The organism is Actinomadura madurae (assembly GCF_900115095.1).
In the GTDB taxonomy this organism is placed as follows: domain Bacteria; phylum Actinomycetota; class Actinomycetes; order Streptosporangiales; family Streptosporangiaceae; genus Spirillospora; species Spirillospora madurae.
Genome location: NZ_FOVH01000007.1, coordinates 368,933 through 392,429, shown reverse-complemented (window position 1 = coordinate 392,429; position 23,497 = coordinate 368,933). Strand labels below are relative to the sequence as shown.

Sequence of the window (23,497 nt, the reverse complement as noted above, 5' to 3'; positions counted from 1 at the left end):
CCGCCATCACACCATGCCGCGGGTCCTCCCGGCGGTGACCCACATTATTCGATCAAATATTGACGCTCGACATCTTCGCATCTAACTTCGGGGGACGAACGGATCTGGGAAGGGTGGCAATGGAGCTGAACGGGAAGGTGGCGGTGGTCACCGGCGCCGGGCGCGGCCTCGGCCTCGCCTACGCCGGGGAACTCGCCCGCGCGGGAGCCGCCGTCGTGGTCAACGACGTGGACGCCGAGGCGGCCGAGGCCGCGGCGCGGCGGATCGCCGGCGCGGGCGGCCGGGCCGTCGCGCACGCCGCCGCGATCGGCACGTCCGAGACGGCCGAGGCCCTGGTCGCGCGGGCGGTGGACGAGTTCGGCCGGCTCGACGTGATGGTGACCAACGCCGGCGTCCTGCGCGACCGGGTGCTGTGGAAGATGACCGACGACGACTTCGACACCGTCGTCCAGGTCCATCTGCGGGGCACGTTCACCTGCGCCCGCGCGGCGGCCGTGCGGTTCCGCGAGCAGGGCGAGGGCGGACGGCTCATCCTGATCGGCTCCCCGGCCGGGCAGCGCGGGAACTTCGGGCAGACCAACTACTCCGCGGCCAAGGCCGGCATCGTCGGCTTCGTCCGCACCTGGGCGATGGAGCTGGCCCGCGCGAACGTCACCGTGAACGCGATCGTGCCGGTCGCGGCGACCGCGATGACCGAGACGATCCCGGCGCTCGCGCCGTACGTGGAGGCGATGCGCGAGGGCCGCGCGATGCCGCCCTTCGCCCGCCGCGCCCTGGCGTTCGGCACCCCCGAGGACGCCGCCGGCCTCGTCGCGTTCCTCGCGTCCGACGCCGCGTCCGGCATCACCGGGCAGGCCGTCGGCGTCGGCGGCGACCGGCTGTCGCTCTGGACGCACCCGGTCCAGGCGGTCGCCGCCTACCGGGACGGCGGCTGGGGCGCGGACGACGTCGCCGAAGCATGGCCCACCGTCTTCGCCGGGCATGAGCAGAGCGTGGGAGAGGACCTCCCCGAGGCTCCGGAGGCGGCACGATGACGAATCTCGACCTGGAGGCCCTGGAGGCCGTCGACGTCCACGTCCACGTCGAGACCGACGCGCACGGCCACCTGTCGCTCCCGGACGAGTACTTCGAGGCGTCCGCGAAGTACTTCGGCGGCGGGCACCGCACCCCGGACGTCCACGAGATCGCGTCCTACTACCGCGAGCGCCGCATGGCGGCCGTCGTGTTCACGGTCGACATCGAGAACGCCACCGGCCATCCGGCGCTGTCCAACGAGGAGATCGCGGACGCCGCGGCCGAGCATCCCGACGTCCTGATCCCGTTCGCGAGCATCGACCCCGCCAAGGGCCGCGCCGGCGCCCGGACCCTCCGCCGCCTGATCGAGGAGCGGGGGGTGCGCGGGATCAAGTTCCACCCGTCCCTCCAGGGCTTCGCGCCCAACGACCGCAGTGCCTACCCGCTGCTGGAGGTCGCCGCCGAGCACGGGGTCCCGGCCCTGTTCCACACGGGGCAGACCGGGATCGGCGCCGGCATGCCGGGCGGCGGAGGCATCCGGCTCGGCCTGTCGAACCCGATGCTGCTGGACGACGTCGCCGTCGACCTCCCCGACCTGACGATCATCATGGCGCACCCGTCGTTCCCGTGGCAGGACGAGGCCCTCGCCGTCGCGACGCACAAGCCGAACGTCTACATCGACCTGTCCGGCTGGTCGCCCAAGTACTTCCCGCCGCAGCTCGTCCGGTACGCCAACAGCCTGCTGCAGGACAAGGTGCTGTTCGGCTCCGACTTCCCCGTCATCACCCCGGACCGCTGGCGGGAGGACTTCGCGAAGCTGGAGATCAAGCCGCACGTCCGGCCCAAGATCCTCAAGGAGAACGCGGTCCGCGTCCTCCGCCTGGGACCCGCCAAGGACCACGACCCCGACCAGGGAGGCACGCAGTGAGCACGACCGTCGCGTTCGAAGACCTGAAGGGCCTGGCCGGCGCCTCGCTCGGTTCAAGCCGCTGGCTGGAGGTGGACCAGGACCGGATCAACCTCTTCGCCGACGCGACCGGTGACCACCAGTGGATCCACGTCGACCCCGAGCGGGCGAAGAAGGGCCCGTTCGGCGGCCCGATCGCGCACGGGTACCTGACGCTGTCCCTGGTCATCCCGCTGTGGACGGAGCTGCTCGACGTCACCGGCATCACGACCAAGGTCAACTACGGGCTGGACAGGGTCCGGTTCCCGGCGCCCGTCCCGGCCGGGGCCCGCATCCGGCTGTCCGCCACGCTGGCGGAGGTGTCGGACGTCGCCGGCGGCGGCGTCCAGGTCACCGCCGACCTCGTCGTCGAGATCGAGAACGGCGGCAAGCCCGCCTGCGTCCTGCGAGCGGTCTTCCGCTTCTACCCGTGAGGCCGCGGGGCCCCGCGCACGGTTCCGGTCAGGTGTCCGTATGATGGACACCCTGGCCGGCGGCGGGGAGGGGACGATCGATGCCACGGGAAGGCACCGGACCGGATTTCATCGAGGCGCTGGCCCGGGGCCTCGACGTCATCACCGCCTTCGAGGCGCGGCGCCCCGTGATGTCGCTCGCCCAGGTCGCCGAGGCCGCGGGCCTCGCCCGCCCCACCGCCCGCCGCATCCTGCTCACGCTGCGGGAGCTCGGCTACGTGCGGGTGGAGGAGGGCGGCTACGCGCTCACCCCGCGCGTCCTCGACCTCGGCGTCGCCTACGTCCGCTCCATGAGCCTGTGGGACGTCGCGCGCCCGCACATGGAGCGGCTCGTCGCCCGGACGAACGAGTCCTGCTCGATCGCGCAGCTCGACGGGTCCGACATCGTCTACGTCGCGCGGGTCGCCGTCCCGAAGATCGTCGCGTTGACGGTGCAGATCGGGACGCGGTTCCCGGCCCTGCAGACCTCGCTCGGCAAGGTCCAGCTCGCCGCGCTCGACCCGGCCGAGGTCGACCGGATCCTCGCCGAGCCGACCCGCTCCGGGCTGGAGCCGCGCGTCCACCTCACCCGCGAGGAGCGGGACGCCGAGCTGCGCGAGGTGCGGGCCCGCGGATGGGCGCTGACGGACGAGCAGCTCGCGCGCGGCATCCGCTCGGTGGCGGCGCCGCTGCGGGACGGCTCCGGGGCGGTCATCGCGGGCATCAACGTGAACACGCACGCCGCCGAGACGCCGCTGGAGCGGCTGCTGGAGGAGCACCTGCCGCTGCTGCTGCACACGGCGGGGGAGATCAGCGCCGACTTCGCCCGGCTGGAGGCCGTCCCGCAGGTCACCCGGCCGGCCGCGGGGTGAGCACGATCCGGCCCGCCGCCGTCCCCTCGGCCTGCCGCCGCCACGCCTCCGCCGCGTCCTCCAGCGGGACGGTCTCGTGCGCGACGGCCAGCTCCCCGGCCGCCGCCCGCTCGGCGACGAACGCGATGGACTCGGCGCGCTGTTCCGGCGTCAGCTCGTTGTTGGTGTAGCCGAGCACCCGCAGCGACCTGCCCCGGATGGTCGAGGACTCGATCGGGCACGTCTCGCCGGCCGAGCTCCCGAGGTTGACCAGCCGCCCGCCGGGACGCAGCGTCCCGGCCGCGGCGGCCGCCGGGGCGCCGAACAGCGGGTCGAGCACGAGATCGACCGGGCCCTCGGCGGCGCCGGCGAACCGCCGCCCGAGCTCGGCGACGTCGGCGGTGTCGAGGGCGACGACGGCGTCCGCCCCGGCCCGCCGCGCCCGCTCCCGGCCGTCCGCCGACCGCGCGCCCGCGACGACCCGGCGCGCCCCCGCCGCCCGGGCGAGGCGGACGGCGGCCTGCCCGACCACGCCGCCCGCGCCGAGCACCACGACCTGCTCGCCGGCGGCCAGCTCGCCGCGCCAGGTCAGCGCCATGTGGGCGGCGACGGCCGACAGCCCGAGCGCGGCCAGCGACACGGGGTCGGCCCCGTCCGGCAGCGCGACGAGCGCCGCCTCCGGCACGGCCGCGACCTCGGCCATGCTCCCGTCGCCGGGCGCCATCCCGGCCGGGCACGGGAACCACACCGTCCGGCCGCCGGTGGTCCCGACGCCCTGGACGCCCGGCACGTACGGTGTCGCGGGCCGTCCGAAGTAGGACGTCCCGGTGGCGCACAGCAGGTCCAGCGGCGTGATCGGTGCGGCGAGGACGTCGACGAGCACCTCGCCGTCCCCCGGCACGGGCGGCTCGCGGTCCGCCACCACCGGCGGCCGGCCCGGCTCCCTGATCTCGGCGGCGCGCATCCGCTCGGGTCGCGTCATCGGCTCAGGTCGCGATGTCGGGGTAGGGGAGCGTGAACGGCGAGAGCCGCCGCGCGTACTCCAGCTGGAACCCGAGCGGCTCGTCGTGGTCGCGTTCGAACATGGCGATGAAGAGCGTGAGCGTCAGGAACGGGTGCGCGCCCAGCTCGAACAGCTTCGGGTAGTCGTGCCCGGCGAGTGCGGCCCGCTCGGTGTCGTCGAACCGCAGCCAGGTCGACGACTCGCCGCCGTGGCAGTTGATGATGCGGTTGGCCTGCTCCTCCTCCCACCAGGCGACGGTCGCCTCCGGCTCCTCCCGGTAGCGCTCGACGAGCTCCGGGTCGCGGTCGACGGTGTAGAGGAACTTGTTCAGCAGGTACTTGCTCACTGGCCGGCTCCGTTCGGGTACCAGGTGAAGTACGCCTCCATCGTGTGGAACAGGTCGTAGGTGTCGACGTAGTCGGCCTTCCGCCCCTCGCCCGCGACGCCCATCATGAGCATGAAGTCCATGAACCCGTGGGTGGCGTTGCCGGGCGCGTGCAGGCTGTCGAGCGTCACCTCGGCGAGGCACCCCTCGATGTCGCCGGAGGAGATCCACTCCACCGCCTTCGCGTCGAACTCCGGGTCGGGTCCGTGCGGGCCGAACTGGCGCGGGCCGCCGAGCTCCAGCGACAGGTGCCCGGTGCCGATGATCGCGACCCGCCGGTCCCCGGGCCACGACTCCACCAGCTCGCGGATCGTCCTGCCCAGCTGGACGAACCGCTTCGGCCGCGGCAGCGGCGGCGCGAAGATGTTGGTGTAGACGGGCACGATCGGCAGGTCGTTCTGCGGGCGCAGCGTGATGATCGGGCACGTGATCGAGTGGTCGATGCGCAGCTCGTTGGAGAACGCCAGGTCGAAGCCGGCGTCCAGGCCCTCCCGCAGCAGGTACGCCGACAGGTCCTCCTGGCCCTTGAACAGCATCCGCGGCAGCCCGAACTCGCGTTCCTCGTTGTACCAGTTCGCGTCGTAGAACGGCGCCTTGCCGATGAGGAACTGCGGCATGTTGTCCAGCCACAGCTGGTGGAAGTGGTCGGAGCCGACCATCACCAGGACGTCCGGCCGGGCCCGGGTGAGCGTCTCGCGGAACGCCTCGACCTTGCGGACCCACTCGTCCGCGAAGTCGGGGCGGTCCTCCCCGGTCGCCGTGCTCGCGCGGTGGTAGAAGGGGTGGTGGGTCGAAGCGATCACAGCGACCAGTTCAGCCATGACGGTCTCCGGGGGTGTAGGGGGCGGGGTCGACGGACCGGTTGTTCAGGTCGACCGACAGGAAGATCTCGTTGCCGACGGGGCGGCGCAGCTCTTCGGCGAGCTGCCCGATCAGCCCGGCGGTGCGGGCCAGGAGCGCGAACCCGCGCAGCAGCTCCAGCGGCAGCCCGAGGTCGGCGAGGGCGGCGCCGCAGACCCCGGCGCCGTTCAGCGGGAGCTTCTTGCCGAGCACCTCGGGGTGGACGCGGCCGATCGCGGCGAACAGCGCCAGGTGCGGGCCGAACGTCCCCTCCTCCGCGGCGATCCGCATCAGCCGGGGGGTGCGCGGGTCGCCGTCCTTGTGCACGTGGTGGCCGAGGCCGGGGACGAACCGCCCGGCCTCCCGCTCGGCCCGGACGGTCTCCAGCGCCAGCGCGTCCCAGCCCGCCTCGTCCGCGGGGGGCTCGCCGGCCGAGGCCAGGACGTCGTGCAGGAAGCGGCCCGTGTCCTCCGTGACGCCGAGGAACCGGGAGCCGCCGCCCAGCAGCCCGGCGGCGAGCGCGCCCTGCACCGAGTCGGGCGCGGACAGGTACGTCAGCCGGGTGACGATCGCGGTGGGGGTGAAGCCGTGGTCGGCCAGCGCCGCGAGGACGGCCTCGAACACGCGGGTCTCGCCCGGCGCGGGACGTCGCTGCGCCGCCAGCCAGAACGCCAGCTCGCCGAACCCGACCTCGCCCATCACCTCCTCCGCGAGGTCGTGCCCCAGCAACGTGATCGTCTCGCGGCTGGACGCGCCCAGCGCCGTCGGGTACTCGCGCGGCTCAGCCACGGCCGTCCTCCCGCGGTGCGCGGAGCCACTCCCGCAGCTCGGCGCCGTGCTCGTCGAGCTCCGGCGGCGGCAGCCGGTACGTCGCGGGCGTCCGCGAGAACCGGATCGGGTGCCGGGTCGTCGGCACCGCGTGGGCGCCCTCGCCGACCACCACGACCGGGTCCAGCTCGAACCGCTCCGCCATCGCGAACCCGCCGTCGATGGTGTTGATCGGCCCGCTCGGCACGCCCGCCTCCACCAGCAGGTCGAACCACTCGACCGCGCCGCGCTCCTTGAGCCGTTCGACCAGGAGGGGCCGCAGCTCGTCCCGGTTCGCGGTGCGGGCCGCGTTGGTCGCGTAGCGCGGGTCGTCCGGGATGTCGGGGATGCCGAGGACCTCGCACAGCCTCCGGAACTGCCCGTCGTTCGCCGCCGTGACGATCAGGTCGTTGTCGGCGGTCGGCAGCGGCTCGTAGGGGAACACGCTCGGGTGCGCGTTGCCCATCCGGTACGGGACGGTGTCGCCGGCGACGAAGGCGGAGCTGTGGTTGACCAGCCCGGTCAGCGCCGACGACAGCAGGTTCACCTCGACGAGCTGGCCCTCGCCGGTCGCGTCGCGGTGCCGCAGCGCCGCGAGGATGCCGATCGCGGCGTGGTTGCCCGCCATCACGTCGAACACCGAGATCCCCGCCCGGTACGGCGGGCCGTCCGGGTCGCCGGTCAGGCTCATCAGCCCGGAGATCGCCTGCACCATCAGGTCGTACCCGGGGACGTGCCGTCCGGCGCCCGACCCGAACCCGGTGATCGAGCTGTAGACGACGCCGGGGTTGCCCGCGCGCACCGTGTCGTAGTCGAGCCCGAACCGGGCGAGGCCGCCCGGCTTGAAGTTCTCGATGACGACGTCCGCGCGGCGGGCCAGCTCGCGGGCCGCCGCGGCGTCGTCCTCGTCCCGCAGGTCCAGGGCGATCGAGCGCTTCCCCCGGTTGACGCCGAGGTAGTAGGTCGCCGTGTCGCCGCGTGTCGGCGGCGTCCACGACCGGGTGTCGTCGCCCTTCGGCCCCTCCACCTTCACCACGTCGGCGCCGAGGTCGGCGAGCAGCATCGTCGCGTAGGGACCGGCGAGGATCCGGGAGAAGTCCGCCACCAGCACCCCCGACAGCGGCCCCTCGCGCGCGGTGTCCGTCATCCGGCTCCTTCGATCGTCCGTTGGACGGACGTTCGTCCGTCACCTCGATTCTGGCACGCCGATATCTGGACGGGTCAAGTGGTTGACACTTTGACTACCGGTGACAAGAGTGGCCACAAGCAGGTGTGACCGTAGAGCGGACATGAGTCCGTGCTGCTCCCGGCGGTCGTGTCCACGGACGAGGAGTGCAACCGATGAGCGAGTTCGAGCCCGGCCGTCCCCTGGTGCTGCGCGGCGGTACCGTCCTGCCGATGACCGACGGGCGTGCGGTGCTGGACCGCGCCGACGTCCTCCTGGAGGGCGAGACGATCACCGCGGTCGGCCCCGACCTGCCGGTACCGGACGGCACCGCCGAGATCGACGCGTCCGGCGGCATCGTCATGCCCGGCATGATCGACACCCACCGGCACATGTGGCAGACCGCGATGCGCGGCTACGGCGCCGACTGGACGCTGACCCAGTACTTCGTCTGGTACTACCTGGAGCACGGCAAGCGGTTCCGCCCCGACGACATCCACGCCGGGAACGTGCTCGCCGCGCTGGAGGCCATCGACGCGGGCGTGACGACGGTGGTCGACTGGTCCCACGGCCTGCAGACCCTCGACCACGCCGACGCCGCGGTGGACGCGCTCCGCTCGGTGCCCGGGCGGTTCGTCCTCGCCTACGGCAACATCCAGGCGCCGCCCGCCGAGTGGACCGGCACGCCGGAGTTCCGCGACTTCGCCGGCAAGCTCATCGGCGGCGACATGCTCGGCTTCCAGATCGCGTTCGACGTGGTGGGCGACCCGGCCTTCCCGGAGAAGCCCGCCTTCGAGGTCGCCCGCGAGCTGGGCGTCCCCGTCACCACCCACGCGGGCGTGTGGGGCGCGACCAGCGACGAGGGCATCAAGCAGATGCACGACCACGGGTTCATGACGCCCGAGACCGTGTACGTGCACGCCGCGTCGCTGTCGGCCGACTCGTACCACCGGATCGCCGCCACCGGCGGCTCCATCTCCGTCTCGACCGAGAGCGAGCAGAGCGCCGGGCAGGGCTACCCGCCCACCTGGTTGCTGCGCGCGCACGACATCCCGGTGTCGCTGTCGATGGACACGAGCGTCTGGTGGAGCGGCGACCTGTTCTCCGCGATGCGGACCACGCTGGGCGCCGACCGCTGCCGCATGCACATGGAGGCGCACGGCAGCGGGGACACCGTCACGCACTGCAGCCTGCGCGCCGACCAGGTCGTCGACTGGGCCACCCGCGGCGGGGCCCGGACGCTCGGCCGCGACGACCTCGGCAGCCTCGAACCCGGCAAGAAGGCCGACGTCGTCCTGATCAAGAACGACGACTCGCCGGTGTCGTTCCCCCTCCTCAACCCGTACGGGCACGTCGCGTTCCAGGCGCAGCGCGGGGACGTCCACACCGTCGTGGTGAACGGGCGCGTCGTCAAGCACGCCCACCGCCTGGTGGACGCGGACCTCGCCGCCGCCCGGCGCGAGGTCGAGGCCACGGTGGAGTACCTGCGCTCGTCGATGGGTGAAGAGGAATGGCGCAAGGGCATGTACCCCGACGTCCCCGAGACGAAGGTCCTCGACAACCCCTACACCTACACCGACTTCCGGAGTTCCTCCACGCACACCCGCTGACGCACCGCGTCCCGATCGGCCCGCCGCGGCGGGGTCCTGCCTGGACCGATGAGTTTCCGGGACCCGCCTGGTCTGCACTGGTGAAGCGACCTACAGCGGGAGGTAACGATGGCATCCGGACCGTTCATCACGTGCCTGTGGTTCGACGGGCAGGCCGAGGAGGCGGCGAACTACTACGTCTCCGTCTTCAAGGAGGCGAAGATCGGCGACGTCTTCCGCGCGACCGAGGCCGGCCCGGGCGAGCCCGGGTCGGTGGTGACCGTGGAGTTCGAGCTCAACGGCCAGAAGTTCGTGGGCCTCAACGGCGGCCCGCAGTTCACCTTCAACGAGGCGATCTCGATCCAGATCCCCTGTGCGGACCAGGACGAGGTCGACTACTACTGGAACCGGTTCACCGAGGACGGCGGCGAGCCGGGCCCCTGCGGCTGGGTGAAGGACAGGTTCGGCGTGTCCTGGCAGGTCATCCCGACCGTGCTGCACGAGCTGATGAGCGACCCGGACCCGGCGAAGGCGGCACGCGCCACCGGCGCGATGCTGTCCATGGGCAAGATCGACATCGCTGAGCTCCGCAGGGCCCACGCGGGGGAGTGAGAGAGCCCGCGCGGGGGAGTGACCGGCGGGCGGCGCGGCGGGGCGCCGCCCGCCCAGGCCGGGTCAGGCCGCCCCGGTCCGCCGGGCGGAACCGGAGGCGGAGCCGGAGGCCAGGCCGGGCGGCGCGGCGGCGAGGGCCGCCTGGATGGCCTCGACCAGCGCCAGCGCCGACTCCTCGGTCAGCTCGACCGCGACCCGCGCGGACGGCCCGTCGCCGGGATTGGTGAAGTCGATGTTCACCGTGTGCTCGTGGCAGGCGTGGTACGGGTGGTCGACGTAGACCGCGCCGTCGGTCAGCGTGAACCAGCCGGTGGCGCCCTTCGCCGCGCCGTCCAACTGGACCTTCACGGTCTGGTAGGTGCACATGCCGGGTCCTTTCAGGCGCTCAGGTGGCGGCCGAGGAAGGTGAAGATCTTCTGCCAGCCGTCCTTGGCGGCGTCGGGCCGGAACGCCGGCCGCTCGACGGCGAAGAACGCGTGCCCGGCGCCCGGATAGGTGTGGAACTCGTGCTCCTTGCCGAGCCGGGTCAGCTCCGCGTCGAGCGCGGCGACCTCGTCCGGCGCCGGGAACCGGTCCTCCTCGCCGAACAGGCCGAGCAGCGGGCACGACAGGTTCGGCGCCTTGGAGATGATCGAACCGGCGGTGGTCGGGGCCTCCTCCGGCGGGTCGGTCACCACGAACGCGCCGTAGCAGTCGACGGCGGCGTCGATGTCGAGATCGCAGGCGGCGAGGAACGCGTGCCGGCCGCCCGAGCAGTGCCCGATCACGCCGACCTTCCCGTTGGCGTGGTCGAGGGAGTTCAGGTAGGCGGCGGCTCCCGCGACGTCGCCGACGAGCTGGTCGTCGGGGACGCCGCCCTTGGCGCGGGCCGCGGCGGCCTGGTCGTCCGGGCTGACGCCGGCGCCCTCGCGCGAGTACAGGTTCGGGACGATCGCCGCGTACCCGTGGGCGGCGAACGTCCGGGCGAACTCCTTGGTGCCGGGGTCGTACCCGGGCAGATGGTGGATCACCACCACGCCGCCGCGCGGCGCGTCGCCCAGCGGCCTCGCCAGGTACGCCTCGAGCTCGTCGTCCCCGTGGCCCGTGATGGCGACCGTCCCGGCCCACATCGCGTCGTCCATGACCATCAGCTCCGTTCCTCGGCGGTGGGCGTGCACGCCGTGCCCGGCACGGACGTGCGGATCTCGACAGTCTCTCGCACGCCGGGCGGGGCTCAGGAGTCCAGGGTCCCGGTGCCCAGCAGGGCGAACAGGAGCAGGCCGATGGCGACCCGGTAGATCACGAAGGACGTGAAGGTGTGCCGGGCGACGAACCTGAGCAGCCAGGCGATGGACGCGTAGGCGACGACGAACGAGACGGCGGTGCCGACCACCAGCGGCAGCGGGTCGGCGCCCGACCCGAGCGCGCTCGGCAGCTCGTAGATTCCGGCGCCGGTCAGGGCGGGCAGGCCCAGGAAGAACGACAGCCGGGTCGCGGCGACCCGGTCGAGGCCGAGCAGCAGGCCGGTGGACATCGTCGCGCCCGACCGGGAGAAGCCGGGGAACAGCATCGCCAGGATCTGGGACGAGCCGATCAGCATCGCGTCGGTGAGGGACGTGTCGTCCTCACCGCGCTTGTGCCTGCCGTACCGGTCGGCGAGCCACATCACGACGCTGCCGCCGAGCAGGGAACCGGCGACGACCCACAGCGAGGCGAGCGGCCCCTCGATGAGGTCCTTGGCGGCGACGCCGACGAGCACGACCGGGACGGTGGCGAAGATGACCCACCAGCCGAACTTGTAGTCGTGGTGGTAGCGCTCCGCCGGCTGGGCGATGCCGCGGCCCCACGCGCGGACGATCCGGACGATGTCGGAGAAGAAGTACACCAGCACGGCCGCGATCGCGCCGACCTGGATGACGGCGGTGAACCCGACGACGGACGGGTCGTCCACCGGGATGTCCATCAGGCCTTCGGTGATCTTCAGATGGCCGGTCGAGGACACCGGGAGGAACTCGGTCAGGCCCTCCACGATCCCGAGGACGATCGCCTGCCCGACACTGATCACGCTCAAAGACCCGGTTCCTCTCCTGACCTGCGGCTGTCCGCGGCGAGCCTACTCCCGGCCGGTGATCGCACCGGGCGATGTGGAGGAGGTGTTCACCCATCATTAACCGAACCGACAGGCGGGGGAACGGACAGGCGGGGGAACGGCCTGGCCGGGGGAGGTCAGCCCCAGACCTCCTCGGCGGTCTCGGCGATGAGGCGAAGCTTCGCGGCCTGCTGCTCGGCGGTCAGGACGTTGCCCTCGACGGTGGAGGAGAACCCGCACTGCGGCGACAGGCAGATCTGCTCCAGCGGGACGAACCGCGACGCCTCGTCGATGCGGCGCTTGAGGTCGTCCTTGGACTCCAGCTCGCCGCGCTTGGTGGTGACCAGGCCGAGCACGACCATCTTGCCGGGCGGGACGAACCGGAGCGGCTCGAAGCCCCCGGAGCGCTCGTCGTCGTACTCCAGGAAGAAGCCGTCCACGGCCAGCTCGCCGAACAGCGCCTCGGCGACGAAGTCGTAGCCGCCCTCCGCCGTCCAGGACGAGCGGAAGTTGCCCCGGCACATGTGGGTGGTGACGTTCATGCCCTCGGGGCGCCCGCCGATCGCGGCGTTGATCTGCTTGATGTAGCGCAGGTGCAGGTGCTCGGCGTCGTCGCCGCGCTCGGTGATCATGGCCCGCTGCGCGGGGTCGTTGAGGTAGGCGAGGCTGGTGTCGTCCAGCTGGAGGTACCGGCAGCCCAGCTCGCCCAGCCGGCGCACCTGCTCGGCGTAGGCGGCGGCGAGGTCGTGCCAGAACTCCTCGATGTCGGGGTACACCTGCGGGTCGATCGCCGCGGGCCCGCCCCGGTAGTGCACCATGTTCGGCGACGGGATCGTCAGCTTCGGGGTCACGCCCTCCTCGACCGCGTCCTTCAGGAAGGCGAAGTGGTCGGCGAAGATCGTGTCGTCCAGGCGGACCTTGTCGTGCACGCGCAGGGCGGCGGTGGTGAACTCGATGTCCCCGTCCGCGCCGTGGAACCGGACCTTGATCTTCTCGTCCGCCGGGCTGATCCCGCCGAGCCGGTAGATGAAGTCCATGTGCCAGGACGTGCGGCGGAACTCCCCGTCGGTGGCCGACCGGAGCCCGGCCTCGCGCTGCATCCGGACCACGTCGCGGATGGCGGCGTCCTCCGCCGCGGCCAGCGCGGCCGCGTCGATGCGGCCCTGGGCGCGGTCGTCCCGGGCCGCGAGCAGCTCGGGCGGACGCAGCAGGCTGCCGACATGGTCGGCGCGGAACGGCGGGGCCGTCCGCACGGAACCGGTTGCACCTTCGGTCACGGCTCGCTCCCTCCGCGAGGCGGGGTCTGTGGCCCTGCCAATCTAGGCACACTCGCGACGACGATCAATGGTCTGCCGAAGATGGGCCGCGGCCTCGTGCTCGGCGCCGCCTCCGGTCCGGTCCCGTCCCGCCGGTACGGGAAAGGCCGTCCCGTGCGGATCATCGATGGTTGGATCATCGCCATGCAGATGGTGGAACGCCCGTGGGGCGTGACCGCGTACGGCGCGGCGAGTGTCAAGGCGGCGCCGGACCTGGTGCGGGCCCGGTTCAAAGTGATCCGCGTGGAGCAGACCCCGTCGGACGCGTTCGCGGTCGCCAGCGACGCGGTGCAGGCGGTGCGGCGGGCGCTCCGCGGGCACGGCGTGGCGGACGGCGCCGTCGAGCGTTCCCGGCTCGGCCTGAAGAGTTCGTGGAGCTACGGGTCGGAGCGCAAGTTCCTCGGCTACGAGTGCCAGGCGGCGTTCTCCGTCGAGTCCGCCGATCTCGACGACGTGCAGGGCCTGCTGGTGGACCTCGTGGCCGCCGGCGCCAACGAGATCGAGGCCGTCGAGTTCGACGTGACCGGCAAGGGCGACCTGCGCGCCGAGGCGCGCCGCGAGGCCGTGACGGCGGCCCGGCGCAAGGCGGAGCTGTACGCGGAGGCCGCCGGGGTCCGGATCGGCGCCGTCATCCACATCGACGACGTGGACCCGGAGGGGGCCGGCTTCGAGCGGTACCGGGGCCACGGCTCCGGCGGTGCCGCGTCCCCGCAGGATCTCGCTCCAGGACATGTGGTGGTCTCCGCCGCCGTCATCCTCGGGTTCTCGATCGCGCGGGACTGACACCCGCGGTCAGCCGGCCGCGTTGCCGAGGGCGGCGACCGCGGCGAGGTCGCGCCACGCGGTGGTGGGGCGCAGGGTCTCGTCGGGATCGCCGTTGAAGGGGTCCAGGACGACCGTGTCGGCGCCGAGGGCCCGCAGCCGGTCGAGGTCGTCCGCCACCTGCTCGATGGTGCCCTCGCCGGCGAGGCGGTCCGGCCGGGTGACGGGGGACCGCGTCAGCCGGAGAAGGATGCGGGGCTGGAGCGCGGGAACCGGGCGGCCATGGTCGTCCGCGATGGTCTTCAGGCGCTCCAGGGCGTCCTGGAGCCACGGGAGGGTGAAGCGCAGCGGGTGCCACGCGTCGCCCAGGCGCACGGCCCGGCGGAGCGCGGCGTCGCTGTGCCCGCCGATCCAGAGGGGGATCCGCCCGGCGCGGTAGTCGGCGGTGTGCTCCCACGCGGTGCGGATCGTCTGCAGGTACTCGTCGGTCAGGGCGCCCCGGCGGCCGAACGGGACGCCGAGCGCCGCGAACTCCTCGCGCGCCCATCCGACGCCGGTGCCGAGGACCAGCCGCCCGCCGCTGAGGTCGTCGAGGTTGGCGGCCATGCGGGCGACGAGCAGCGGGTGCCGGTAGGGGACGATGAGCACGGTGGTGCCCAGCCGCACCCGGTCGGTCACGCCCGCCAGCCAGGAGAGCGTGGTGAACGGCTCGTAGAACGGCGCCGGGTACTGCTCGGCGACGTCGGGCGTGATGGCGACGTGGTCGGAGACCATCAGCAGGTCGAAGCCGAGGCCCTCGACCGTCCGCGCCCACTGCCGCAGGACGCCCGGGTCGGTGCCGGGGCCGAAGTTGGGAACGTTGACTCCGAAGCGCATCATCCGAGGCTAGCCGCCGTCAGGGGCGCGGCCAGGGATGGCCGGCCAGCCGCTCGATGTCGGTGTTGAAGCGCTGGAGGAAGGCGGCGAAGGCGGCGACCTCGTCCGATGTCCAGTCGGCCATGATCTTGTCGATGCCGGTGACGATCTGGGCGCGCTCGGCGTCCAGCCGGCGCTCCCCCTCGGCCGTGATGCGGAACTTGCGGGCGATGCCGCCCTCGGGGTCGGGGATGCGCTCGACCAGGCCGTCGCGGAGCATGGCGGAGGTCTGCCGGTTGAGGGTCGAGGGGTCCAGGTCGAACGCCTCGCTGAGCTGCCGGATCGACATCGGGCCCTCGATGCGGACGCGGCTGAGCAGGATGTAGGCGCTGCGCTCCAGCAGGCCGCCCTCGCGCCGGGACCGGCGGGTGGCCAGGCTGTGCCGCCCGAGCAGCATCGTCTCGTACTCGATCAGGTCCGTGGGCTTGTCCATGCGGTTCCTTCCGGCGCCTCCGTTCCCGAGGTCCCGTGTGCATGCATACCACAGTGATATGTGTCATACACACGTTGTGCATTCAGCACATCATATGTAGCGTGCACACGCCGGTGTCGCCGAGAAGCAGGGAGATCCACGTGGACGATTCCAGGCCGTCCGCCCGGTCGGGGAACGGCGTCGTCGCCGTGCTGGCGGTGGCCGGCATCGTCGCGGCGTTCATGCAGACGCTGGTGGTGCCGCTGATCGCGGAACTGCCGCGCCTGCTGGACACCACGGCCTCCAACGCGTCCTGGGTGGTGACCTCGACGCTGCTGGCGGGGGCGGTCGCGATGCCGGTGATCGGCCGCCTCGGCGACCTGTACGGCAAGCGCCGCGTCCTGCTGGCCTGCGCGGTGCCGCTCACCGCCGGGTCGGTGATCTGCGCGCTGTCCGGCTCGCTGGTCCCGATGGTGGCCGGGCGCGGCATGCAGGGCCTCGGCATGGGCATGATCCCGCTCGGCATCAGCGCGCTGCGGGACGTCCTGCCGCCCGAGCGGCTCGGCCCGTCGATCGCGCTGATGAGCTCGTCGATGGGCATCGGCGGCGCCCTCGGCCTGCCGGTCTCGGCGGCGGTGGCCGAGAACCTGAGCTGGCGCGCGCTGTTCTGGGGGTCGGCCGCGCTGGCCCTGCTGATCGGCGTGCTGATCTGGCTGCTGGTGCCCGCGATCCCGCCGGGCGCGCGGGGCCGGTTCGACATCCCCGGGGCGCTCGGGCTCGGCACCGCGCTCGTCTGCCTGCTGCTCGCCGTCTCCAAGGGCGCCGACTGGGGCTGGACGAGCGGCACGACGCTCGGGCTGCTCGCGGCCTCGGTGGCGGTCACCCTGATCTGGGGACTCTGGGAGCTGCGCACCCGCGATCCGCTGGTGGACCTGCGGATCACCGCGCGGCGCCAGGTGTTCGTCACCAACGCGGCGTCGATCGTCATCGGGGTCGCCATGTACTCCCAGGCCCTCATCGTCCCGCAGCTCCTGCAGCTTCCCGAGGCCACCGGCTACGGGCTGGGCCGGTCGATGCTGGCGGCCGGCCTGTGGATGGTCCCGAGCGGCCTGATGATGATGGTCGTCTCACCGCTCGGCGCCCGGCTGTCGAGCGCCCGCGGCCCGAAGACGACGCTGGTCACCGGCAGCCTCGTGATCGCGCTCGGCTACGGGTCGTCGGCCGTCCTGATGGGGTCGGCGTGGGGGCTGCTCGTCGTCACCTGCATCTGCGGCGTCGGGGTCGCGCTCGCCTACGGGGCGATGCCCGCGCTGATCATCGGGGCCGTGCCGCGGTCGGAGACGGCGTCGGCGAACAGCTTCAACACGCTCATGCGCTCGATCGGGACGACGGTGTCGGCGGCGGTGGTCGGGGTCGTCCTCGCCCACATGACCGTCGACCTCGGCGGGCACACGCTGCCGTCCGAGAACGGGTTCCGCACCGGCATGATGATCGGCTGCGGCGTCGCCCTCGCCGCCGCCCTGACCGCGCTGGCCCTGCCGCGGCGTGCCGCCCCGGCCGCCGCCGGGCACGCCGTCACGGCCGAGGCGCACGCCCCCACCAAGGCCTGAGCCGCGCCCGCGTTCAGCGGGCGTCGCCGCCGGCGCGGCGCAGCAGGTAGGTGTCCATGATCCAGCCCTTCCGGGCGCGGGCCTGCGCCCGGACGGCGCGGATCTCGTCCGCGACCTCCGCGACCGGCCCCTCGATGAGAATCTCGTCGGGGGTGCCGAGGTAGGCGCCCCAGTAGATGTGGAAGCCGGGTCCCGCCTCGGCGAACGAGCAGTGCGCGTCGAGCATGACGACGACGTCGTCGGCGGTGGCGCCCTCGGCGGCGAGGCGGCGGCCCGTGGTGATGTGGACGGGACGCCCCACCCGCGTCAGGCCGACGCGGTGCCGGGCGGTGAGCGCCGACACGCTGCTGATGCCCGGGATCACCTCGTACTCGAACTCGGCGCCGACCTCCTCCAGCGCCGCGAGGGTGCTGTCGTAGACGCCCGGGTCGCCCCAGACCAGGAGCGCGCCGGTCTCCCCGTCGGCCAGCTCGCCGTCGACGAACGACTCGTAGATCCGCGCGCGGCGGGAGCGCCAGTCCTCGACGGCCGCGGTGTAGGCGGCGGCGGTGCGGTCGCGTTCGGGGTCGCGGGCCTCGACGATCCGGTACGGGGCCCGGCCGTGCTCGGCGATGAGGGCGCGCCGAAGGTCGCCCAGGTCGTGCTTCGCCCCGCCCTTGTCGACGAGGAGGAACGCGTCCGCCGCGGCGATGGCCCGGGCCGCCTGGAAGGTCAGCTGGTCGGGGTCGCCCGCGCCGATGCCGATGATCGAGAGCCGCTTCACGCCGCCAGTGTGCCAGAGCGCCTCCGATAGGCTTGTCGCCCCGTTTCCCCCCGAGGAGGACAGTGGACACGCGCGTCATCACCGTCGTCGGAATCGGCGCCGACGGGTGGCAGGGGCTCCCCGAGGAATCGCGCGAGGCGGTGCGGAAGGCGGAGGTGCTCTTCGGCAACGACCGGCAGCTCGGCCTGGTCCCCGTCGAGGAGCCCGAGCGGGTCGCCTGGCCGTCCCCGCTGCTGCCCGCCCTGCCGGGCCTGCTGGAGAAGTACGCGGACCGCGAGGTCGCGGTGCTGGCGAGCGGCGACCCCATGTTCCACGGCATCGGCTCCACCCTCGCGGAGATGCTCGGCGCCGACCGGCTCCGCGTGCTGCCGCACCCGTCCTCGGCGTCGCTGGCCTGCTCCCGGCTCGGCTGGCCGCTGGACCGGGTGGACGTCCTCAGCATCGTGGGGCGTCCCGCCGCGGTCCTGAACGCGGCCGTCGCCCCCGGCCGCCGCCTCCTCGTGCTCGGCGCCGGGCGGGAGGCCCCGATCATCGTCGGCGCGCTGCTGTCCGGCCGCGGCTTCGGGCCGAGCCGGATGACCGTCCTGTGCGATCTCGGGGCCGCGGAGGAGACGGTCCAGCGGGGGACGGCGCAGGAGTGGACCGAGCCCGCCGCGTCCGCGCTCACCCTCACCGCCGTCGAGTGCGTGCCGGGCCCGGACGCCGCGCCGCTGCCCCGCACGGCCGGGCTGCCCGACGACGCGTTCGAGCACGACGGTCAGATCACCAAGAGCGAGGTCCGCGCGGTGACGCTGTCCCGGCTGGCTCCGCTGCCCGGCGAGCTGCTGTGGGACGTGGGCGCCGGCACCGGGAGCGTCGCGATCGAGTGGGCGCGGGCCCACCCGACCTGCGCGGCCGTCGCGATCGAGAGCAGCGCCGGCCGGGCGGAGCGGATCGGCCGCAACGCGGCCGCGCTCGGCGTGCCTGGCGTGCGGGTCGTCGAGGGCGAGGCCCCGGACGCGCTGGACGGCCTCCCCGCGCCCGACGCGGTGTTCATCGGCGGCGGGCTCACCCGCGCCGGCCTGCTGGAGCGCTGCTGGGACGCGCTGAAGCCGGGCGGACGGCTCGTCGCCAACGCCGTCACCCTCGAATCCGAGGTCAGGCTGGTCGAGGCGCGCGCGGAGCGCGGCGGCGAGCTCGTCCGCGTCGCCGTCGAGCGGGCGGGCCGGCTCGGCGGCTTCACGGCCTGGCGTTCCGCGCTGCCCGTCACGCTCTGGACGGTCCGCAAGGATCCGGCGTGACCGTCCGCTTCGTCGGTGCCGGCCCCGGCGCCGCCGACCTCATCACCGTGCGCGGCCTGCGCGTGCTGGAGTCCGCGCCGGTGTGCCTGTACGCGGGGTCGCTCGTGCCGCGCGAGCTGCTGGACGCCTGCCCGCCCGGCGCCCGCCTCGTCGACACCGCGAACCTGACCCTCGACGAGATCGTCGCCGAGATCACCGCGGCGCACCGAGACGGCCTGGACGTCGCGCGCCTGCACTCCGGCGACCCGTCGGTGTTCAGCGCCGTCGCCGAGCAGATGCGGCGCCTGGACGCGGCGGGCGTGCCGTACGAGGTCGTGCCGGGCGTCCCCGCGTTCGCCGCGGCGGCGGCCTCGCTGGGGCGGGAGCTGACCGTGCCGGGCGTCGGCCAGACCGTGATCCTCACCCGCACCGCCGTCCGCGCGACCCCGATGCCGGACGGCGAGGACCTGGCGACCCTCGGCGCGAGCGGGGCCACGATGGTCCTGCACCTGGCCGTGCAGCGCATCGACGCGGTGGCGGCCGAGCTGCTGCCGCACTACGGCGCCGGCTGCCCGGTCGCCGTCGTCGCCCGCGCCACCCGGCCGGACGAGGTCGTCCTGCGCGGCACCCTCGCCGACATCGCGGACCGCGTGCGCGCGGCGGGCGTGACGCGCACGGCGGTGATCGTCGTCGGCCGCGTCCTGACGGCGTCGGCCTTCCCCGACAGCCACCTCTACAGCGCGGACCGGGATCGAGCGTGCGGCGCGTCCTGATCCTCGGCGGGACGGCCGAGGCACGTGCCCTCGCGGCCTCCCTGACGGACGTGCACGTCGTGTCGTCGCTGGCCGGACGCGTGTCCGACCCCCGCCTGCCGGTGGGGGAGGTGCACATCGGCGGGTTCGGCGGCGCGGAGGGCCTGGCCGCGTGGCTCCGCGAGCACCGGATCGACCGCCTTGTGGACGCGACGCATCCGTTCGCGGAGCGGATGAGCGCCTCGGCCGCCCGCGCCTCGGAGATGACGGGCGTGCCGCTGCTCGCGCTGCGCCGGCCGGGGTGGCACGAGGAGGACGGCGACGACTGGCGGCGCGTCCCGTCCCTGGCCGACGCCGCGCGTGCGCTCGCGGATGACGCCCGTGTCTTCCTCACCACGGGCCGTCGCGGCATTCCGGTGTTCGCCGCCCGGGCGGACGCCTGGTTCCTCGCCCGGTCGGTCGACCCGCCGGAGCCGCCCGTCCCGTCCAACGTGCACGTTCTGCTGGCGCGCGGCCCCTACACGGTGGACGGCGAGCGCGCCCTGATCCGCGAGCACCGCCTGAACGTGCTCGTCACCAAGGACAGCGGCGGCGCCATGACGCGCGCGAAGCTCACCGCCGCCCGCGAGGCGGGCATCCCGGTCCTCATGGTCGACCGCCCGCCGCTCCCCGCGGGCGTGCGGACGGCGGACGACGTGGCGGCCGCCGCCGTGTGGGTTCAGGGGTAGAGCGGGTTCAGGGGTGGCGGCGCGGGGTGTAGACGACGCCCTGATCGGTGACGCGGGTGGTGGACGAGCCGATGATGAGCAGGCAGCGCATGTCGACGTCCTCGGGGTCCAGCTTCCCGAGCGTCGTCACGGTGACGCTCTCCTCCGGGCCGCCGACGTCGCGTCCGACCACGACCGGCGTCTCGGGGGAGCGGTGCTCCAGCAGCAGGTCGCGCGCCGCCGGGAGCTGGTGCCTGCGGCGGCTGGACGCCGGGTTGTAGAGGGCCAGCACGAGATCGGCTTCGGCGGCGGCCCGCAACCGCCGCGCGATGACGTCCCACGGCTTGAGGATGTCCGAGAGCGACAGGACGCAGAAGTCGTGCCCGAGCGGGGCGCCCGCCCGTGCCGCGACGGCCTGCGCGGCGGTCAGGCCGGGCACGACCCGCACCGGCACGTCCGCGAACTCGTCCTCCGCCGCGACCTCCAGCACGGCCGCCGCCATCGCGAACACGCCCGGATCGCCGGACGAGACGACGGCCACCCGCGCCCCGTCCCGCGCGAGGGTCAGCGCCTGCCGCGCCCGGTCGGCCTCCACCCGGTTCCCGGACGAGTGCCGCCGCTGGCGCGGGTTCGCGGGGACCCGGTCCAGGTAGGGGCCGTAGCCGACGAGGTCGGTCGCGGACGCGAGGACGTCCTGCGCCTCCGGGGTGAGCCACGGCCGTCCCGCCGGGCCGAGCCCGACGACCGTGACCGCGCCGGAGCCGTGAGCCGGTCCGGGGGGCGGCGCGGTGAAGGACTTCTCCGCCGGGCTCGTCAGCAGGGCGAGCGACATGTACGGGACGTCCGCCGGATCGACGTCGGCGAGCGGCACGACCCGCTCCCGCTCGGACGATGCCCGCTCGACGTACCAGGCGTCGCCGAGCCTTCCGGCGTCCTCGAACGCCTGCCTGACCTTCGGGAACGTCCGGCCCAGCTTGAGGACGGCCGCGGCGTCGGTGTCCCGCAGCCGTTCGGCCAGCTCCTCGCCGGGCAGCGTGCCGGGCAGGACGGTCAGCGTCTCCTCCCGTTCCGCCAGCGGGCGTCCCGCCGCGGCCGACGCCGCGCTCAGCGAGGTCACGCCGGGCACCACCTCGGTCGGGTAGCGCGAGGCGAGCCGCTTGTGCAGATGCATGTAGGACCCGTAGAACAGCGGGTCCCCCTCGCTCAGGACCACCACCGTCCGTCCCGCGTCCAGGTGGGCCGCGAGACGGGCGGCGCAATCGGCGTAGAACTCGTCCAGCGCCCCCTCGTAGCCGCCCGGATGGTCGGTCGTCTCGGTCGTCACCGGATAGACGAGCTGCTCCTCGACCTGGCCGTCGCGCAGGTACGGTTCGGCGACCGACCGGGCGATGCTGCGGCCGTGCCGCGCGCAATGGAAGGCGACGACGTCGGCGTCGCCGATGAGCCGCGCCGCCTTCACCGTGACCAGCTCCGGATCGCCGGGCCCGACCCCCACGCCGAACAGCCGTCCCGCCATCACTCCGCCTCACTGGCGACGGCGTTGACCGCCGCCGCCGTCATCGCGCTGCCGCCGCGCCGCCCGCGCACCGCCAGATGGTCGAGGCCGCTCGCGGCGAGCGCCTCCTTCGACTCCGCCGCGCCGATGAACCCGACCGGCACGCCGATGACCGCCGCCGGACGTCCCGCGCCCTCCTCGACCATCTCCAGCAGCCGGAACAGCGCGGTCGGCGCGTTGCCGACGGCCACGACCGCCCCGTCCAGCCGGTCGCGCCACAGCTCCAGGGCGGCCGCGCTGCGTGTGGTGCCGAGCCGCGCGGCCAGTTCGGGCACGCCCGGCTCGCCCAGCGTGCACACGACCTCGTTGCCCGCGGGCAGCCGGGCCCGCGTGACACCGGACGCGACCATCCGCGCGTCGCAGAGGATCGGCGCGCCGTCCAGCAGCGCCGCCCGTGCCCGCCCCACCACGCCCGGCGACCACACCAGATCCTCGACGAGGTCGGTCATCCCGCACGCGTGGATCATCCGCACGGCGACCCGCGCCACGTCGTCCGGCAGCCCCGACAGGTCGGCCTCCGCACGGATCGTCGCGAACGACCGCCGGTAGATCTCGGCGCCGTCCCGGACGTAGTCGATCACTGCTGTCCCTTCGCCGTCTTCAGCACGACCGGACCGCGGGGCATCCCGCAGCGCCGCTCGCATCCCGCCCAGTGGACGGGGGTCTCGGGGGCGCGGCTCAGGCCGCCGACGAATCGCCGGGCCTCTCCCTGCACGTCCCCCCGCGACTTGGCGCAGCCGGGACTTCCCGTGCACGCGGTGACGCCGACCCAGGGTGAATCGGGGTCGGTCGCGAACCCCGCGGAGCCGAGCCGTCCCGCGATGCGGTGCGCGTCCGCCGGGCCCAGGTCCCGGACGACGACGCCGCGCCAGGGCGTCACCCTGACCTCGTCCGCGATGCCGGCGAGCGCCTCGGCCTGCGCGCCGGACAACCGTCCGAGCGGCGGGACGGCCTCCAGCGCGACCAGCCCGTCCCGCTGCGGGATGACCCCGGCGTGCGGACGCGGAGGCTCCGCGGCCGCCGCGGCCTCCACCAGCTCTCCGCCGAGTTCGGACGCCACACGCCGCGGGCCGTCGGGTATCTCCGCCAGGCGCCAGGCGCCGCCGCGGATCCTGAGAAAGATCTCGGCCGCCGCGACCATCGTCCGGACCGGGTCGTCGGACGGCAGGACGCTCGGAGCCCCGGCCAGCAGAAACCCGCCGGGAGTGTGCGTGAGGTCCGCTTGCAGGGAGGCCACGTCGCCGGTGCCGTCATCGAACGCGAACAGGAACCGTCCCGGCAGCCCGGCCAGCAGGGGCCGTCCGCACAGCGTCCGATCGAGTTCGGTGACCAGCGGGTCCGTGTCCAGGGCGCCGTGCGCGCCGCGCCCGCCGAGCGGCGAGGCGACGATGTTGCGCACCCGCTCATGGGACGGAGCGGGAAGCAGCCCGGCGGCCTCCAGCCGCCCCGCGAGCGCCGCCGGGTCGCGGACGCCGCGCACCTGGAGGTTCCCCCGGGACGTCAGCTCGATGACGTCCGAGCCCACCTCACGGGCGGCGCCCCCGAGCACTCTGAGCTGCGTGGACGACACCGCGCCCCCCGGCACCCGGACGCGCGCCAGCGCCCCGTCGGCGGCGTCGTGAGTCTGCAGCGCCCCGGGACACGCGTCAGCGCGGGCTCTGACATTCGGCACGGGGAGGATGTTAACCACACTTTGCGGGCGGGCCGCGCTGCC

Annotated in this window: 26 protein-coding genes; 11 read left to right on the top strand and 15 right to left on the bottom strand. The window is 73.7% G+C overall.

What is annotated here, in order from left to right; translation table 11 throughout:
• Positions 1-119: 119 nt before the first annotated feature.
• From BM339_RS21945 to BM339_RS21930, 4 genes are all read left to right on the top strand, one after another.
• Entirely contained in the window at positions 120-1,034 is a 915-nt protein-coding gene (locus BM339_RS21945; protein WP_075022037.1) for an SDR family NAD(P)-dependent oxidoreductase, read from the top strand.
• On the top strand, positions 1,031-1,942 hold the full coding sequence (locus BM339_RS21940) for an amidohydrolase family protein (protein WP_021598113.1): 912 nt from the start codon (positions 1,031-1,033) through the stop codon (positions 1,940-1,942). The genes BM339_RS21945 and BM339_RS21940 overlap by 4 nt, the downstream gene beginning before the upstream one ends.
• Positions 1,939-2,394 (top strand): MaoC family dehydratase, encoded by a 456-nt coding sequence (locus BM339_RS21935; protein WP_021598112.1) that lies wholly within the window; start codon positions 1,939-1,941, stop codon positions 2,392-2,394. The genes BM339_RS21940 and BM339_RS21935 overlap by 4 nt, the downstream gene beginning before the upstream one ends.
• 80 nt (positions 2,395-2,474) lie before the next feature.
• Complete coding sequence (locus BM339_RS21930) at positions 2,475-3,284, top strand: IclR family transcriptional regulator domain-containing protein (protein ID WP_021598111.1); 810 nt, start codon at positions 2,475-2,477, stop codon at positions 3,282-3,284.
• Here BM339_RS21930 and BM339_RS21925 read toward each other — a convergent pair.
• Genes BM339_RS21925 through BM339_RS21905 form a run of 5 tightly spaced genes read right to left on the bottom strand, consistent with a single transcriptional unit; the run spans position 3,262 to position 7,445 of the window.
• Positions 3,262-4,245: a quinone oxidoreductase family protein gene (locus BM339_RS21925; protein WP_244938596.1), complete on the bottom strand. Its 984-nt coding sequence runs from the start codon at positions 4,243-4,245 to the stop codon at positions 3,262-3,264. The two genes, BM339_RS21930 and BM339_RS21925, sit on opposite strands and share 23 nt — an antisense overlap.
• 4 nt (positions 4,246-4,249) lie before the next feature.
• A complete protein-coding gene (locus tag BM339_RS21920) occupies positions 4,250-4,612 on the bottom strand; it encodes a hypothetical protein (protein ID WP_021599489.1) in 363 nt (120 codons plus the stop codon).
• Positions 4,609-5,472: a DODA-type extradiol aromatic ring-opening family dioxygenase gene (locus BM339_RS21915; RefSeq protein WP_075022036.1), complete on the bottom strand. Its 864-nt coding sequence runs from the start codon at positions 5,470-5,472 to the stop codon at positions 4,609-4,611. Before BM339_RS21915 ends, BM339_RS21920 begins: the two co-directional genes overlap by 4 nt.
• The gene (locus tag BM339_RS21910) at positions 5,465-6,280 is read right to left on the bottom strand and encodes a citryl-CoA lyase (RefSeq protein WP_075022035.1); all 816 of its coding nucleotides are present in this window, start codon (positions 6,278-6,280) and stop codon (positions 5,465-5,467) included. The genes BM339_RS21915 and BM339_RS21910 overlap by 8 nt, the downstream gene beginning before the upstream one ends.
• Positions 6,273-7,445 (bottom strand): CaiB/BaiF CoA transferase family protein, encoded by a 1,173-nt coding sequence (locus BM339_RS21905; protein WP_075022034.1) that lies wholly within the window; start codon positions 7,443-7,445, stop codon positions 6,273-6,275. Before BM339_RS21905 ends, BM339_RS21910 begins: the two co-directional genes overlap by 8 nt.
• Positions 7,446-7,639: 194 nt before the next feature.
• Between BM339_RS21905 and BM339_RS21900 the strand changes: the two genes are divergently transcribed.
• Both BM339_RS21900 and BM339_RS21895 read left to right on the top strand, forming a co-directional pair.
• On the top strand, positions 7,640-9,073 hold the full coding sequence (locus tag BM339_RS21900; RefSeq protein ID WP_021599485.1) for an amidohydrolase family protein: 1,434 nt from the start codon (positions 7,640-7,642) through the stop codon (positions 9,071-9,073).
• A 108-nt stretch (positions 9,074-9,181) separates the two neighbouring features.
• Positions 9,182-9,664: a VOC family protein gene (locus BM339_RS21895; RefSeq protein ID WP_021599484.1), complete on the top strand. Its 483-nt coding sequence runs from the start codon at positions 9,182-9,184 to the stop codon at positions 9,662-9,664.
• A 63-nt stretch (positions 9,665-9,727) separates the two neighbouring features.
• On the opposite strand, the gene BM339_RS21890 is transcribed toward BM339_RS21895, so the two are convergent.
• The 4 genes from BM339_RS21890 to BM339_RS21875 form a co-directional block, all read right to left on the bottom strand.
• The gene (locus BM339_RS21890) at positions 9,728-10,030 is read right to left on the bottom strand and encodes a DUF6295 family protein (RefSeq protein WP_075022033.1); all 303 of its coding nucleotides are present in this window, start codon (positions 10,028-10,030) and stop codon (positions 9,728-9,730) included.
• A gap of 11 nt (positions 10,031-10,041) precedes the next feature.
• Complete coding sequence (locus BM339_RS21885) at positions 10,042-10,785, bottom strand: dienelactone hydrolase family protein (RefSeq protein ID WP_024936360.1); 744 nt, start codon at positions 10,783-10,785, stop codon at positions 10,042-10,044.
• 92 nt (positions 10,786-10,877) lie between these two features.
• Positions 10,878-11,708: an undecaprenyl-diphosphate phosphatase gene (locus BM339_RS21880; protein WP_244938613.1), complete on the bottom strand. Its 831-nt coding sequence runs from the start codon at positions 11,706-11,708 to the stop codon at positions 10,878-10,880.
• Positions 11,709-11,869: 161 nt separating this feature from the next.
• The gene (locus BM339_RS21875; RefSeq protein WP_075022031.1) at positions 11,870-13,009 is read right to left on the bottom strand and encodes a 5-methyltetrahydropteroyltriglutamate--homocysteine S-methyltransferase; all 1,140 of its coding nucleotides are present in this window, start codon (positions 13,007-13,009) and stop codon (positions 11,870-11,872) included.
• Positions 13,010-13,090: 81 nt separating this feature from the next.
• Here BM339_RS21875 and BM339_RS21870 point away from each other — a divergent pair, with 81 nt between their 5' ends.
• Positions 13,091-13,831 carry an SIMPL domain-containing protein gene (locus BM339_RS21870; protein WP_218163719.1) on the top strand — a complete coding sequence of 247 codons (741 nt, stop codon included), beginning with the start codon at positions 13,091-13,093 and terminating at the stop codon, positions 13,829-13,831.
• Positions 13,832-13,840: 9 nt separating this feature from the next.
• On the opposite strand, the gene BM339_RS21865 is transcribed toward BM339_RS21870, so the two are convergent.
• Positions 13,841-14,686 (bottom strand): LLM class flavin-dependent oxidoreductase, encoded by an 846-nt coding sequence (locus tag BM339_RS21865; RefSeq protein WP_024936362.1) that lies wholly within the window; start codon positions 14,684-14,686, stop codon positions 13,841-13,843.
• Between the two features lie 19 nt (positions 14,687-14,705).
• A complete protein-coding gene (locus tag BM339_RS21860; RefSeq protein WP_021599135.1) occupies positions 14,706-15,158 on the bottom strand; it encodes a MarR family winged helix-turn-helix transcriptional regulator in 453 nt (150 codons plus the stop codon).
• Between the two features lie 140 nt (positions 15,159-15,298).
• On the opposite strand from BM339_RS21860, the gene BM339_RS21855 reads away from it, so the two are divergent.
• Positions 15,299-16,747, top strand: coding sequence for an MFS transporter (locus tag BM339_RS21855; RefSeq protein ID WP_075022030.1), 1,449 nt, complete (start codon positions 15,299-15,301; stop codon positions 16,745-16,747).
• 13 nt (positions 16,748-16,760) lie between these two features.
• Here the strand turns inward: BM339_RS21855 and cobF are convergent, their stop codons facing one another.
• Positions 16,761-17,510, bottom strand: coding sequence for a precorrin-6A synthase (deacetylating) (gene cobF, locus BM339_RS21850; protein ID WP_024936364.1), 750 nt, complete (start codon positions 17,508-17,510; stop codon positions 16,761-16,763).
• Positions 17,511-17,572: 62 nt separating this feature from the next.
• Here cobF and cbiE point away from each other — a divergent pair, with 62 nt between their 5' ends.
• Genes cbiE through BM339_RS21835 form a run of 3 tightly spaced genes read left to right on the top strand, consistent with a single transcriptional unit; the run spans position 17,573 to position 20,249 of the window.
• Positions 17,573-18,790: a precorrin-6y C5,15-methyltransferase (decarboxylating) subunit CbiE gene (gene cbiE, locus BM339_RS21845; protein ID WP_075022029.1), complete on the top strand. Its 1,218-nt coding sequence runs from the start codon at positions 17,573-17,575 to the stop codon at positions 18,788-18,790.
• Complete coding sequence (gene cobM, locus BM339_RS21840; RefSeq protein WP_075022028.1) at positions 18,787-19,542, top strand: precorrin-4 C(11)-methyltransferase; 756 nt, start codon at positions 18,787-18,789, stop codon at positions 19,540-19,542. Before cbiE ends, cobM begins: the two co-directional genes overlap by 4 nt.
• Positions 19,527-20,249 carry a cobalt-precorrin-6A reductase gene (locus BM339_RS21835; protein WP_075022027.1) on the top strand — a complete coding sequence of 241 codons (723 nt, stop codon included), beginning with the start codon at positions 19,527-19,529 and terminating at the stop codon, positions 20,247-20,249. Before cobM ends, BM339_RS21835 begins: the two co-directional genes overlap by 16 nt.
• 7 nt (positions 20,250-20,256) lie before the next feature.
• Here BM339_RS21835 and BM339_RS21830 read toward each other — a convergent pair whose 3' ends face one another.
• The 3 genes from BM339_RS21830 to BM339_RS21820 are packed head-to-tail and all read right to left on the bottom strand — an operon-like array spanning position 20,257 to position 23,455.
• Positions 20,257-21,744 (bottom strand): precorrin-2 C(20)-methyltransferase, encoded by a 1,488-nt coding sequence (locus tag BM339_RS21830; protein ID WP_075022026.1) that lies wholly within the window; start codon positions 21,742-21,744, stop codon positions 20,257-20,259.
• Positions 21,744-22,364 (bottom strand): precorrin-8X methylmutase, encoded by a 621-nt coding sequence (locus BM339_RS21825; protein ID WP_021597722.1) that lies wholly within the window; start codon positions 22,362-22,364, stop codon positions 21,744-21,746. Before BM339_RS21825 ends, BM339_RS21830 begins: the two co-directional genes overlap by 1 nt.
• Positions 22,361-23,455: a hypothetical protein gene (locus tag BM339_RS21820; protein WP_075022025.1), complete on the bottom strand. Its 1,095-nt coding sequence runs from the start codon at positions 23,453-23,455 to the stop codon at positions 22,361-22,363. Before BM339_RS21820 ends, BM339_RS21825 begins: the two co-directional genes overlap by 4 nt.
• Positions 23,456-23,497: the final 42 nt, after the last annotated feature.